Source organism: Yimella lutea (genome assembly GCF_006715095.1).
GTDB lineage: Bacteria > Actinomycetota > Actinomycetes > Actinomycetales > Dermatophilaceae > Yimella > Yimella lutea.
In genome coordinates this window covers 1,132,196-1,145,731 of record NZ_VFMO01000001.1, presented here as the reverse complement: position 1 = coordinate 1,145,731, position 13,536 = coordinate 1,132,196, and the positions used below count along the sequence as shown (strand labels likewise).

The window sequence follows — 13,536 nt, the reverse complement described above, 5'->3', positions numbered from 1 at the left end:
CTACCCGGATCGGACGGTGGCGCACGCCACATGGCCGATAGGCTCAGCCCAAGCCCCACGCCCGTTCGAAGGAGACCCATGTCCGAACAACCGTCGATCTCGATCAAACCCGACCGCAACCTCGCGCTCGAACTGGTGCGTGTCACCGAGGCCGCCGCAATGGCCGGCGCACGATTCGTGGGCCGTGGCGACAAGAACATCGCCGACGGCGCTGCCGTCGCAGCCATGCGCGAACTGATCTCCACCGTCGCGATGAACGGCGTGGTCGTGATCGGTGAGGGCGAAAAGGACAACGCGCCGATGCTGTTCAACGGCGAGCGTGTCGGTGACGGCACCGGCCCCGAGGTCGACGTCGCGGTCGACCCGATCGACGGCACCACCCTCACCGCGAAGGGCATGAACAACGCGGTGTCGGTCATGGCGGTCTCCGAGCGCGGTTCGATGTACGACCCCAGCGCGGTCTTCTACATGGACAAGCTCGCGGCGGGCCCGGAAGCGGCCGACGTCGTCGACATCCGCTTGCCGGTCGCCGAGAACATCCGACGGGTCGCCAAGGCCAAGGGAATGAACCGTTCCGACGTCACCGTCGTGATGCTCGACCGCCCGCGCCACGAGGAGCTCGGTCGCCAGGTGCGCGACGCCGGCGCCCGCATCCGCTACATCAGCGACGGCGACGTCGCCGGCTCGATCATGGCCGCCCGCGAGGGCACCGGTATCGACCTGCTGCTCGGTATCGGTGGCACCCCCGAGGGGATCATCAGCGCGTGCGCGATGCGCTGCATGGGTGGCGTCATCCAGGGTCGTCTGTGGCCCGTCGACGACGACGAGAAGCAGCGCGCGATCGATGCCGGTCACGACATCGACGCGGTGCTGTCGACCAACGAACTGGTCAAGAGCGACAACTGCTTCTTTGTCGCCACCGGCATCACCGACGGCGAACTACTCAAGGGCGTCCACTACGAAGGTGGCGGCGCCACCACGCAGTCGCTGGTGATGCGTTCCACCAGTGGCACCATCCGGATGGTCGAGGCCCGGCACATCGCGGCCAAGGTCGACGACTACCGCTGAGCGGAATCTTGATCATGCGGACGTTGGTGGTCGGTGAGGCGCTTGTGGACGTCGTGCGCCCGGTGAACGGCGAGGTCGCCGAGCATGTCGGTGGGTCGCCGCTTAACGTCGCCATAGGGCTGGCCCGGCTCGGGCACCCGGCACAACTGGCCACGTTCATCGGGGACGACGACCGCGGCGCCGCGATCCGCGCGCACCTCGCCGCGGACGACGTCCAGTTGGTGGCCGGCAGCGACGGTGCCGAACGTACGGCCACCGCGGAGGCCGTCCTCGACGAGACGGGTGCGGCGACGTACACGTTCGACATCGACTGGCAGGTGCCGTACGAGCTTCCCGCGGCCGAGCACCTGCACACCGGATCCATCGCGGCCGTACTGCAACCGGGCGCGTCCGCCATCCGCGAGGCGTGTTTCACCCAACGCGCCCACGGCACCATTTCCTACGACCCGAACTGCCGTCCGCAGCTGATGGGTGAGCCGGGCGACGCGCGGTCCGACATCGAGCAGTTGGTCGGGCTCTGCGACGTGGTCAAGGCCAGTGACGAGGATGTGCGCTGGTTGTACGGCGAGGTACCGGTCGAGGAGATCGCGCGCCTGTGGGCGCAGCTCGGTCCGGCCTTGGTCGTCGTGACGCGGGGGTCCGACGGTGCGGTCGCCTGCCTGCCGTCCGCCGGCTCCGACGATGCGGTGAAAACCGTTGCCGGCCAATCGGTTTCGGTGACCGACACGGTCGGTGCGGGCGACTCGTTCATGTCCGGGCTATTGAGCGGCCTGTCGGACGCCGGCTTCCTGGGCAGCCTCGCAGCACGGTCCCGGTTTCAGAAAGCCGGCTGGGACGACGTCCTGCCCGCACTCGAACGTGCAGTCGCGGCGGCATCGATCACGGTGTCCCGTGCCGGAGCCAACCCGCCGACCCGAGCAGACCTCGCAATCGACTGAAATCCGCGTGAGTTTGTGCCCTTCGCCGGGCCCGGCGAAGGGCACAAACTCACGCGGATTTGGTTGGGGTTCAGTCGGTGGCGCGCTTGAGGCCACGCACGTCGAACCCGAAGGGCATCTCGAGACGGTGGCGCTTCATCAGATCGTCGTCCGACAGCAGGTCGACGGTATGGCCGTCGGCGGCGATCACGCCGTCCGACAGGATCACCGATCGCTCGCACAGTTGCACCGCGTACGGCAGGTCGTGGGTGACCATCAGCATCGTCACATCGAGCGACTGGACGATCTCGGCGATCTCGCGGCGTGAAGCCGGGTCGAGATTCGAACTCGGTTCGTCCATGACCAGGATCTCCGGCTCCATCGCAAGCACGGTCGCGATGGCGACGCGACGCCGTTGACCGAACGACAGGTGATGCGGCGGACGCCCCGCGAACTGGGCCATACCGACCAATTCCAGAGCGTGCTCGACCCGCTGCTGGAGTTCGGCTCCGCGCAGCCCCAGGTTGCGCGGTCCGAACGCGACGTCCTCCCCCACCGTCGGCATGAACAACTGGTCGTCGGGGTCCTGGAAGACGATGCCCACGCGGCGCCGGATCTCGAGCAGGTTCTTGTCGTCGACGGGCATCCCGGAGACAGCCACCGACCCCGCCCCGGCGCGCAGAATCCCGTTGAGCTGCAACACAAGTGTGGTCTTGCCGGCACCGTTGGGACCGAGCAACGCCACCCGCTCGCCACGGTGCACGTGCAGATCGACACCGAACAGCGCCTGGTGGCCGTCCGGATAGGCGAAAGCCAGTCCGCGGACGTCGAGAACAGGTGTGCTCACAGCAGGTGGCTCACGATGGCGACGGTCGCTGCAAGAACCGGGACGGTGAGACCGAGGATCCATGCCCGGGCACTCACGTGTTCTGCTTCGGCGCGCGGCATCCGCCCACCGTACCCGCGCGACAACATGGCCAAGTGCACTCGTTCGCCGCGCTCGTAGGAACGGATGAACAAGGCGCCGGCGGTGGACGCAAGCACCGGCCACTGACGCACCGATGTGGCTGTGAATCCTCGGGATTCACGTGCCATCCGCATCCGGCGCAATTGATCGGTCACGACGTCCAGATAGCGCACGGTGAATCCAAGGATCTGCACCAGTTGCTGCGGCAACCGCAACCGGTCCAGGCCGCGGACGACGTCCGGCGCCTCGGTCGTGGCCGCGAACAACAGCGACGCGAGCACGCCGAGCGTCCCTCGGGCCAGTAACGCGAGACCGGCATGCAGGCCGGGTTCGGACACCGTGACCCCGAGCAGCTGCGTCCGCGGACCGGTGGACACGAATGGCATCAGCACCGCAAACACGACGAACGGCACCTCGATCCACATCCGACGCACCAGGGAGGTCACCGGCACCCGCGCGACGGTGATCGCACCGCCCAGCAGCAGAGCGTGGACTCCGAACGCCCACCAGTTGCTCGTGCTGGTCGCGACGACCGACACGACGAACAGCGCCAGTGCCACCAGCTTGACCTGCGGTGCGAGCGCGTGCACCGGCGAGTGACCGTGCCAGTGCAGGGCGTGCCCGTGCGGACCACCCAAAGCGGTCAGTCGTTCTTGCGCGAGCTGCGGCGCAGCAGCCAGATGAGACCGGCCATGATCGCGGCAACGACGATCAGACCGGCCAGACCCGCGAGTCCCCCCGACACTCGCGAGTCCGCCACACCGCTGACCGTGTAGTCGGCGAGCGGTGAGTCTGCAGTCTGATGGTCCTTCGCGGAGTCGGCGAAGCCGAGCGACTCGGCGACGTACTCCAGACCATCAGGATTGGCGGACGCGTAGAAGGACACGACGCCCGCGAGAAGGATGCTGACGATTGTCCCGACGATCAGGACCGTGCGGGTGGAGACCCGCTTCATGGACGATTCGCTGTGCGGCTCGGCCGTCTGGTCGAGATCGGTGCTCATGCGGCCACCTCCGTGCGGCGGATGACGAGTTCGTTGTCGGCCCGGTAGCGGCGCGCGCCGTACACCAGGTCCGGACGTGCGGCGAGCACGGACGAGACGGCGAGCGTCGTGATCAGCGCCTCACCCAGGCCGATCAGCAGGTGCCAGCCGAGCATCGTGACCGCGAGCTTGCCGAGCGGGATCGGGGCTTCGCCGCCGATGGCGTACAGGCCGGTGAACGCCAGCGCAGCGGCCGGGACGCTCAGCAACGCGGCGACGAACGCGGCGGGTGGCACCATCGTCCGCTTCTTGGGAAGAACGGCCTGCAGTCCACGGAAGACCAACCAGCCGGCCCAGACACCGACAATGCCCATCAGCACGACGTTCGTGCCGAGCGCGGTGATGCCGCCGTCGGCGAACAGCAGCGCCTGTACGAGCAGCACGACGGTCAGCGCAAGGGTTGCCGTGTACGGACCGACCAGGATCGCGGCGAGCGCGCCGCCGAGCAGGTGACCCGAGGTGCCCGCGCCGACCGGGAAGTTCAGCATCTGCGCGGCGAACACGAACACCGCGACCAGACCGGCGAGAGGTGCAGCGGCCTCGCTGAGTTCGCGGCGTGCTCCGCGCAGCGCGAGAGCCACGCCGCCGGCGGCGATGACGCCCGTGCCGAGCGACGTCGGTACGTCGAGGAATCCGTCGGGTACGTGCATGCGAAGGACCCTACTCCTTGATGCGACCCAGTCGCATATGTTTCCCCCGGATCCCCGCAAACCTACTGGTCCAACGCGTCCCTACCTCACACACCTAGTGGGTTCGCACGCGTTCAGTAGCTTCGCCGAGCTGGAGTGAACGGCAGAAGGTGGACGGGCAAGGCCCGCCCCGGCGAACCGGGACGGGCCCTTTGGTGTACCTGCGGTCAGGACGCCCGCGAGGAGCCACCGTCCCGATCACGGCCGCCGGCGTGCGCCGGGGTGTTCGAGGACTTCGCCTCGAGCGCCTTGGCCCGATCGAGGGCAGCCTTGCGCTGCTGCTCGGAGTCGCGAGCGATCTCGGCCGCCTTGTCGTCGTCGCGGGTCAGGTTGTCGCCGGACTCGGGATCAAAGACGTGCATCAACGACGGGTCGAAGATCAACTCGGCGTCGTCTCCCTCGAGCACCCGCGAACGGGAGTCGAGGTTGACGATCATCTGGGTGCGCATGCCCTCACCGTCGAGGTCGCGGTCGAGTTCCTCGAGCTTGTCGCGCACCGCGGAGTCAGCCTCGAACGGGATGTAAGCGTACTGCTCGTTGCCCAACCATTCGGTCTGGTCGACGTTCGGAGTGAACGTGACACCGTCGATCTTGTCGCCCAGCGAGGCGTCCTTGATGTGCTCGGGACGCAGACCGACGATCACCAGATCCTTGCCCTTCACCTTGGCCGCAAGATCGCCGTCCATAAGGACGTCGACGAACGGCAGGTGCAGGGTGTCGCCATCAACCCGCGCGGGCAGGAAGTTCATCGGCGGCGAACCGATGAACCCGGCGACGAACAGGTTGATCGGCTGTTCGTACAACTCCCGCGGCGATGCGCACTGCTGCAGCACACCCTTCTTCAGCACCGCGACCCGGTCGCCGAGGGTCATCGCCTCGGTCTGGTCGTGGGTGACGTAGATGGTGGTGATGCCGAGGCGGCGCTGCATACGCGCGATCTCGGTACGCATCTGACCGCGCAGCTTGGCGTCCAGGTTCGACAGCGGTTCGTCGAACAGGAACGCGTCCGCGTCACGGACGATCGCGCGACCCATGGCCACACGCTGCCGCTGACCACCGGACAGGTTGGCCGGCTTGCGCTCGAGGTGCTCGTTGAGCTCCAGCATGTCGGCGGCGGCCTGCACCTTGGACTTGATCTCCTCCTCGCTGTGCTGACCCTTGGCCAGCCGCAGCGGGAAGGCGATGTTCTCCCCCACCGTCAGGTGCGGGTAGAGGGCGTAGTTCTGGAACACCATCGACAGGTTGCGGTCACGCGGCGCGAGGTCGTTGACCCGCTTGCCGTTGATCAGCAGGTCACCGGAGGTGATGTCCTCCAGGCCCACGACCATCCGCAGCAGCGTGGACTTACCGCAACCGGACGGGCCGACGAGGATCATGAACTCGCCGTCCGCGATGTCCAGCGATACGTCGTTCACTGCCGGGAAGCCGTCACCGTACTTCTTGACGATGTTCTTCAACTCGATGCTTGACATGGAATCTGCCTTTCGAAAACAGGGCGTACGAGATGTGCCCGGTCAGCCCTTGACGGCACCGGAGGTGAGGCCCGAGACGATCCGGCGCTGGAAGAGCAGCACGAGGATGACGACGGGGATGGTGACGACGACCGCGGCCGCGCAGATGGCGCCCGTCGGCTGTTCGAACTGGCTGGCGCCGGTGAAGAAGGCCAGCGCAGCCGGGACGGTCCGCGCGTTCTCCGAGGTCAGGTTGCTGGAGAACACGAAGTCGTTCCAGGCGGTGAAGAACGCGATGATCGCGGTCGTGAACACACCGGGTGCGGCCAACGGGGCGATGACCTTGGTGAAGGCCTGCCAACTGGTTGCGCCGTCGACCTGCGCCGCCTGCTCCATCTCCCACGGGATCTGCTGGAAGAAGGCAGACAGCGTCCAGATGGACAACGGCAGGGTCAACGCCAGGTACGGGATGACCAAACCGGGCATCGTGTCGAACAGGCCGATCTGACGCCACAGGTTGAACAGCGGAGTGACCATCGCGATGACCGGGAAGAACGACACCGCGAGCGCCGTGGTGAGGATCAGCTTCTTGCCCGGGAAGTCCAGTCGGGCGATGGCGTACGCACAGAACGTCGCCAGGATCACCGCGATGAAAGTCGCGAGCAGACAGATGATGATCGAGTTCCACAGGGCCGGCTTGAAGAGTTCACCAGCACCGTCGGAGCTGAAGATCAGCTTGTAGTTGTCCCAAGTGGGTTCCTTGGGCCAGAAGTTGCCGAACGAGCTCTTGTCCGGGTTGGTGAGGTCGCCCGGCTTCTTCAGCGAGGTCGCGAAGATCCAGATGATCGGAATGATCGTCCAGATCATCACCGGGATGGAGAAGGCGAACATTCCCCACTTTGCCTTGTTGCTGACGTTGGTTTCCATGGATCAGCTCCTCCCTCCACCGGCCAGGTCGACCTTGAAGCCCTTGACGAAGATGCCCGCGATGATGAGCACGATGATGAACAGGATCACGGCGAGCGCGGAGCCCATGCCGATCTCGACGCGTTCGACCGTTTCCCGGCCGACCAGCATCGACAGCGTCGTGGTCTTGTTCGCACCACCGGTCATCACCACCGGGTTGTCGTAGATACGCACCGCGTCGAGCGTGCGGAAGAGGGTGGCGACCATGATCGCCGCCTTCATGTTCGGCAGGATCACCTTGGTCAAACGCTGCCACCAGGACGCACCGTCGACCTTCGCGGCCTCCTCCATCGCGCCGTCCACCTGGGCCAGACCGGCCAGCAGGAGCAGCGAAACGAACGGGGTGGTCTTCCAGATCTCCGACAGGCAGATGATGAACAGCGCGCTCCAGCGTCCGCCGAACCAGTCGTAGTTGAGGTCCCAGGCGCCGAAGCTCAGCGTGTGCAGCCAGTGGTTGATGAATCCGGTGTCCGGTTGCGCCGCGTACAACCACGCGAACGCGGAGACAACGGTGATGATCGCGTACGGAATCAGCACGATCGTGCGCAGCGTACGCCGCGGAAGCACGACCTTGTTCATCAGCAACGCGATCGCGAAACCGAGGATCAACTCGAACACCAGCGTGACGACCACGATGAAGAACGTCGTCATGAACGCCTCCCAGAACAGGCCGTCACCCAGAGCGGTGACGTAGTTCTGCAACCCGACGAACTTGCGTGCGCTCGGGTCGGTGAGGCGGTAGCTGAACAGCGACAGGTAGATCGCGTACGCGATCGGGTAGAGCGTCACCAGCAGCATGATGACGAACGCGGGGCCGGCCAGCTTCCATCCGAGCGACCGCTCACCCTTCGCGCGGTCGGAGAGTCCGCCCTTGCGCTTGCGGGTGTCGGCAGCGGCTTCTGTAGCGGTACTCACAACAGTGCCTTTCCGTTGAGGACCTCGCCGATGTACTTCTGGGTGCTCGCCGGGGTCTGCGGGGTGAGCGCCCCGGGCGGGCTGAACCGCTGCTGCAGCGCCAACGAGATGTCACCCCAGTACTGAGTGAGCGGACGCGGTGCGGCGTTGTCGAGGTTCTCCCGGATCAACTTCGCGATGCCGCCGGGGAAGGCCTTCTCCACACCTGCGTCGTCGAAGACCTTCTTGCGGCTGGCGGGGTTGCCCGACTTGGTCATGTAGATGGTCTGGTTCTCCTGGTTCGTGATGCAGGAGATCGCCTGATAGGCCAGGTCGGCATGCTTGGATCCCTTGCCGACAGCGAGCTGGATGCCGCCGTACGGGGGCTTGGACTCCTCGCCCGCTGAGACGCGCGGGTAGAGCGCGGCACCGACGTCCTTCTTGTCGGTGTTGGCGAGTGCGCCGTAGGTGTAGGGCCAGTTGACCAGGAACCCACCGTTGCGTCCGTCGAACAGACCGAGCGACTCGGTCTCGGTCGACGAACCGATCGCCGGACCGGCCACGCCGGACGTCGCGACCTTGCGGATGATGTCGGCGGCCTTCTTGCCGGCTGCGCTGTCGATGCCGAGCTTGAGGTTGTCGTAGGTCTCGCCGGGGTTCTCGACGATCGCGCCGCCGGCACTGGTGATCAGCGCATTGATCCACACCGCGTAGCCCTCGTAGAGCTTGGCCTGGACGCCGATCTGGGTGTTGGTCTTCTTGGCAGCTTCGATCAGCTGGTCCCAGGTGACCGGCTTGTTCTGCGGGTCGAGTCCGGCCTTCTGAGCGACCGACTTCTTGTACCAGAGCAGCTGGGTGTTGGCCCAGAACGGCACCGACACGAGCTTGTCCTTGTACATCGACGCGTCGACGGACGACTGGACCCGGTCTTGCTTGAACTGCGCCTGCAGGTTGTCGGGCACCGGTGCGTAGTAGTCGGCCGCCGCGAACTCGGTGGAGAACGCCGGGTCGACGCTCATGATGTCCATCGTCTTGTCGCCTGCGGCGAGACGGCGCAGCAACTGCAGTCGCTGGTCACTCGCGTCGTTGGGCAGCAACTGCACCTTGATCTTGTACTTACCCTTGGATCCGTCCGCGCAACGCTTGGCCAGGTAGGCCTGACCACCCTTCGCGGCCGACGGGTCGGCGTTACCGACGTCGGGGTTGATGTACCAGGTGAGGGTCGGGGTGCCCCCGGCGGAGTCGTCGCTGCCGCACGCAGCGAGCCCCATGCTGGCCACGAGGGCAGTCGCCGCGATGAACGCGGCACTGCGCCGAGGTGGCGTTCGGCCTGTCATGTGATCGCTCCTGTCGTGTCCTTTCGAGTGATCGGCATGTCCCACCACCCGCATGTGACAAATGTCACGACAAACAGACCTTACTGATGGTTGGGTCATTCGGACCGTATCGCCGGTAACGGTTTTGGTCTCGATCCGGACACGACGGCTATCCGACCGGAACCCCGTCGTCGTTCCAGGCGTAAGCGCCCGATCCTGCCGCCGGGCATCCTCGGCACGGGAATACGCTGGTCCCGCATCGACGACAAGGAGCAAGCGATGGCCGAATTCGCCTACGAGGACCTGCTGCCCATCGGGCCCGACACCACCACGTACCGCAAACTCTCCGACGAGGCAGTCCGCACCGTCGAGGGTCCCGGCGGCCGAACCTTCCTCGAGGTCGATCCTTCGGCTCTGCAACTGCTTGCGTCCACCGCGATGCACGACATCGCGCACTACCTGCGCCCGGCGCACCTGAGCCAGCTGCGGGGAATCCTGGACGATCCGGACGCGTCCAACAACGACAAATTCGTGGCACTCGACCTGCTGAAGAACGCGAACATCGCTGCCGCCGGCGTGCTACCGATGTGCCAGGACACCGGTACCGCAATCGTCATGGGCAAGAAGGGATCTCAGGTTCTCGTCGAGGGTGACGCCCCGGACGAGGCGGCGCTCAGCCGCGGTGTGTACGACGCGTACACCAAGCTCAACCTGCGCTACTCACAGATGGCTCCGATCACCACGTGGGAGGAGAAGAACACCGGCTCCAACCTGCCCGCACAGATCGAGTTGTACGCCGACACCCAGGCCGGGCACGAAACGACGTACAAGTTCCTGTTCATGGCCAAGGGCGGAGGCTCGGCGAACAAGTCGTTCCTCTACCAGGAGACCAAGGCGATCCTGAACCCTGACGCGATGCTGAAGTTCCTCGACGAGAAGCTCCGCTCGCTGGGTACGGCCGCGTGCCCGCCGTACCACCTGGCGATCGTCATCGGCGGCACGAGTGCCGAGTTCGCCCTGAAGACAGCCAAGTACGCGTCCGCGAAGTACCTGGACGAACTGCCGACCAGTGGCTCGATGACCGCGCACGGCTTCCGCGACACCGAGCTCGAGGAGCGCGTGCTGGAGCTGACCCGCAATTTCGGTATCGGTGCGCAGTTCGGCGGGAAGTACTTCTGCCACGACGTGCGGGTGGTGCGCCTGCCCCGCCACGGCGCCTCGTTGCCCGTCGCGATCGCGGTGTCGTGCTCGGCCGACCGCCAGTGCCTGGGCAAGATCACGCCGGAGGGAGTGTTCATCGAACAGCTCGAAACCGACCCCGCGCGCTTCCTGCCCGAGACCACGCACGAGGAACTGGAGGACAAGGGCTCTGACGATGTCGTCGCGATCGACTTGAACCGACCGATGCCCGAGATCCTGGCCGAGCTGTCCAAGCACCCGGTCAAGACCCGACTGTCGCTCACGGGCCCGCTGGTCGTCGCCCGCGACATCGCCCACGCGAAGATCAAGGAACGCCTGGACGCCGGCGAGGAGATGCCGCAGTACCTCAAGGATCACCCCGTCTACTACGCCGGACCGGCCAAGACCCCCGAGGGCTACGCGTCCGGCTCCTTCGGCCCGACCACAGCCGGCCGCATGGACTCCTATGTCGACCAGTTTCAGGCCGCAGGTGGATCGATGGTGATGCTGGCCAAGGGCAACAGGAGCACGAAGGTCACCGACGCTTGCCACGCGCACGGCGGCTTCTACCTCGGATCGATCGGTGGCCCCGCTGCTCGCCTCGCGCAGGACTGCATCAAGAGCGTCGAGGTCGTCGAGTACGAGGAACTCGGTATGGAGGCGATCTGGAAGATCGAGGTCGAGGACTTCCCCGCGTTCATCGTGGTCGACGACAAGGGCAACGACTTCTTCGCTTCCACCGCGAGGCCGACCGCATTCACCATCACCACACGACTGGGGCTATGACATGGCATTCGACGACCTGCTCGAAGCGAACCGTGCGTTCGCAGATGCGTTCTCGCTCAAGGGATTCGACGGCATCGCGAAGGCCGGTGTCGCCGTTGTCACCTGCATGGATTCACGTATCGACCCGCTCGGCATGCTCGGCCTGAAGCCCGGTGACGCGAAGATCTTCCGCAACCCCGGCGGACGCGTCAACGAGCCGGCCCTCGAGGCCCTGGTGCTCGCGGTGCACCTGTTGAACGTCAACCGGATCGTCGTCATCCCGCACACCAAGTGCGCGATGGCGGCGCAGACCGAAGACGAACTGCACGCCAAGATCAACGAACTCACCGGCACCGACTCCACCTGGCAGCGATTCCATGTGGTCGACGACCAGCGCAAGGCGCTGCGCACCGACCTGATGAAGGTGCGCAGCCACCCGTTGATCGGCGAGCGCGCCGAGGTGGGCGGGTTCATCTACGACGTCGACACCGGCCTGCTCAACCCGCTCGACTGAAGCCGGCTCAACCCGCACGGGGCGTAGGGTCGGCGCATGAGCTCCTTGATGGCCCGCGCCGCGTACGAGACCCTCGAGCCGTATCACGTGCTCGCCTACTTCAACCCGCACAACGAGGCCGCTCAGCAGTCGCTCGGCCTCGACCCGCTCGGCCTCTATTTCGGCGGACGCGCCGCACCGCTCGGACGGTGCACCGCAGCGGTCGTCGCGGCCACGTTCTACAACTTCAATCCGGCATACGTGAACCACGGTTGGAACGCGGCGCTGACCGCCGGCCTGCCCGAGGTGGACGCAGCGCGGACCCGTGCGGTGGATGCATCCCTGCGCGATGCGCTCGGTGACCGTGTCGAGGCTCCCGAACTCAGCGAGATGGTCGGCGCGCTGCGCGTCGCGATCGGCGAAGCGTCCTACGCCGGACGCCCCCTGGCCGCTGCGTGGGCCTTCGCGCCGTGGCCGGACGAGCCGCACCTGCAGTTCTGGCACGCGATCGCGATCGCCCGCGAGTACCGCGGCGACGGTCACGTGGCGGCACTCGTCCTCGCCGGTCTCTCCCCCGCTGAGGCGTTGGTCTTCCATGAGGCCCCGCACCCCGACCCCGACCTGCGCCGACGCACCCTCGGGCGCAAGATCTCGCAGAAGACCCGCGGGTGGTCGGACGCCGATTGGGACGGCGCCGCAGAATCGTTGCGCGCCAAGGGAGTTCTTGGCGCCGACGGTGCGATGACCGACGCCGGCGCGAAGCTCTACGACGAGATGGAACGCGAGACCGACCACAGCGCAGCCTCGTTCTGGGCGCACGTACCCGATGCCGCCGGTCTGTTGGACAAGGCGAAACCGTTCGTGAAAGCAGTCATCGACACCGGCTACCTACCGGGCACCAAGCCGAAGAGCTGATCGATGCGGGTCGTCTCCCTGGCCGTCCACCCCGTCAAGAGCACCGCGATCCGACCGGTCGAGAAGGCGTCCGTCACCCGTGCCGGACTGGCCGGCGACCGCGACTGGATGGTCGTCAACGACTTCGGCGAGTTGATCTCCGCCCGTGAATTCCCGCCGCTGTTCAGCGTCGTGGCCGACAACGCTGCGACCGGGCTCGCCCAGGTGGCGCTGAAGCTGTCGGCGCCCGGCATCGAGCCGCTCACCGTCGACCTTCCGCACGACGACGAGGAATGTTCGGTGCGAATGTTCACCCGTCCGCCGATGACCGCGCGGGCCGCCGGTGCGCAGGCGGACGCCTGGCTCGACCGCGCCCTCGGCACCCGGGGATTCCATTTGGTGTGGTGCTCGAATCCGACTGCACGACAATTGAACCCGGAGTTCTCACGACCGGACGACCATGCCGCTTTTCAGGACGGCTACCCGGTCACCCTGCTGTCGACGGCGTCCGTCGCTCGATTGCAGGACTGGGTGACCGAACACGCGGTGGAACGCGGCGAGGATGCTGCGACCATCGGATCCGACCGCTTCCGCTCGAACATCCTGATCGACGGCGTGCCCGAGGCGTTCGCCGAGGACGGATGGAGCGGCGTCCGTATCGCAGAGGTCGACTTCCGGGTCGCCAAACGGGTCGACCGATGCGTGATGACCACGATCGATCCACAGACCTATCGCACGGCGAAGGAACCAATCAGAACCCTTGCGCAGCACCGGCGTTCGGGCGGCAAGACCTGGATGGCCGTTGCCCTCATCCCCGACTCCGAAGGGGAGATCTCCCTCGGCGACGAGGTCATCCCCCACACCTGAAAGTCCGCACAACCGGCGACTCCACCCG

Annotated in this window: 14 protein-coding genes; 6 read left to right on the top strand and 8 right to left on the bottom strand. The window is 66.1% G+C overall.

All coding sequences use genetic code 11. The features are described 5' to 3' along the window. Positions 1-78 precede the first annotated feature (78 nt). Both glpX and FB459_RS05430 read left to right on the top strand, forming a co-directional pair. Complete coding sequence (glpX, locus tag FB459_RS05435) at positions 79-1,068, top strand: class II fructose-bisphosphatase (RefSeq protein ID WP_141927716.1); 990 nt, start codon at positions 79-81, stop codon at positions 1,066-1,068. A 14-nt stretch (positions 1,069-1,082) separates the two neighbouring features. After that, positions 1,083-2,006 (top strand): carbohydrate kinase family protein, encoded by a 924-nt coding sequence (locus FB459_RS05430; RefSeq protein ID WP_141927715.1) that lies wholly within the window; start codon positions 1,083-1,085, stop codon positions 2,004-2,006. Between the two features lie 70 nt (positions 2,007-2,076). Here FB459_RS05430 and FB459_RS05425 read toward each other — a convergent pair whose 3' ends face one another. The 8 genes from FB459_RS05425 to FB459_RS05395 all read right to left on the bottom strand — a co-directional run bounded on the left by FB459_RS05425 (position 2,077) and on the right by FB459_RS05395 (position 9,331). Next, the gene (locus FB459_RS05425) at positions 2,077-2,832 is read right to left on the bottom strand and encodes an energy-coupling factor ABC transporter ATP-binding protein (RefSeq protein ID WP_211345134.1); all 756 of its coding nucleotides are present in this window, start codon (positions 2,830-2,832) and stop codon (positions 2,077-2,079) included. Beyond that, on the bottom strand, positions 2,829-3,590 hold the full coding sequence (gene cbiQ, locus FB459_RS05420) for a cobalt ECF transporter T component CbiQ (protein ID WP_141927713.1): 762 nt from the start codon (positions 3,588-3,590) through the stop codon (positions 2,829-2,831). The genes FB459_RS05425 and cbiQ overlap by 4 nt, the downstream gene beginning before the upstream one ends. 5 nt (positions 3,591-3,595) lie before the next feature. Next, positions 3,596-3,955, bottom strand: a complete 360-nt coding sequence (locus FB459_RS17200; RefSeq protein WP_170221737.1) for a PDGLE domain-containing protein — start codon at positions 3,953-3,955, stop codon at positions 3,596-3,598. Further along, on the bottom strand, positions 3,952-4,644 hold the full coding sequence (locus FB459_RS05415) for an energy-coupling factor ABC transporter permease (RefSeq protein ID WP_170221735.1): 693 nt from the start codon (positions 4,642-4,644) through the stop codon (positions 3,952-3,954). Before FB459_RS05415 ends, FB459_RS17200 begins: the two co-directional genes overlap by 4 nt. Positions 4,645-4,850: 206 nt before the next feature. Then, positions 4,851-6,155: an ABC transporter ATP-binding protein gene (locus tag FB459_RS05410; RefSeq protein WP_141927712.1), complete on the bottom strand. Its 1,305-nt coding sequence runs from the start codon at positions 6,153-6,155 to the stop codon at positions 4,851-4,853. 42 nt (positions 6,156-6,197) lie between these two features. Then, entirely contained in the window at positions 6,198-7,061 is an 864-nt protein-coding gene (locus FB459_RS05405) for a carbohydrate ABC transporter permease (RefSeq protein WP_141927711.1), read from the bottom strand. A gap of 3 nt (positions 7,062-7,064) precedes the next feature. Beyond that, the gene (locus tag FB459_RS05400; protein ID WP_246092329.1) at positions 7,065-8,015 is read right to left on the bottom strand and encodes a carbohydrate ABC transporter permease; all 951 of its coding nucleotides are present in this window, start codon (positions 8,013-8,015) and stop codon (positions 7,065-7,067) included. Next, on the bottom strand, positions 8,012-9,331 hold the full coding sequence (locus tag FB459_RS05395; RefSeq protein WP_141927710.1) for an extracellular solute-binding protein: 1,320 nt from the start codon (positions 9,329-9,331) through the stop codon (positions 8,012-8,014). Before FB459_RS05395 ends, FB459_RS05400 begins: the two co-directional genes overlap by 4 nt. 258 nt (positions 9,332-9,589) lie before the next feature. On the opposite strand from FB459_RS05395, the gene FB459_RS05390 reads away from it, so the two are divergent. From FB459_RS05390 to FB459_RS05375, 4 genes are read left to right on the top strand one after another with little or no spacing between them, the layout of a single operon-like run. Then, positions 9,590-11,275, top strand: a complete 1,686-nt coding sequence (locus FB459_RS05390) for a fumarate hydratase (protein WP_141927709.1) — start codon at positions 9,590-9,592, stop codon at positions 11,273-11,275. Between the two features lies 1 nt (position 11,276). Then, the gene (locus FB459_RS05385) at positions 11,277-11,768 is read left to right on the top strand and encodes a beta-class carbonic anhydrase (RefSeq protein ID WP_141927708.1); all 492 of its coding nucleotides are present in this window, start codon (positions 11,277-11,279) and stop codon (positions 11,766-11,768) included. Between the two features lie 36 nt (positions 11,769-11,804). Further along, entirely contained in the window at positions 11,805-12,662 is an 858-nt protein-coding gene (locus FB459_RS05380) for an SCO6745 family protein (RefSeq protein WP_141927707.1), read from the top strand. Positions 12,663-12,665: 3 nt separating this feature from the next. Further along, positions 12,666-13,508, top strand: coding sequence for an MOSC domain-containing protein (locus FB459_RS05375; RefSeq protein ID WP_141927706.1), 843 nt, complete (start codon positions 12,666-12,668; stop codon positions 13,506-13,508). Positions 13,509-13,536 lie beyond the last annotated feature (28 nt).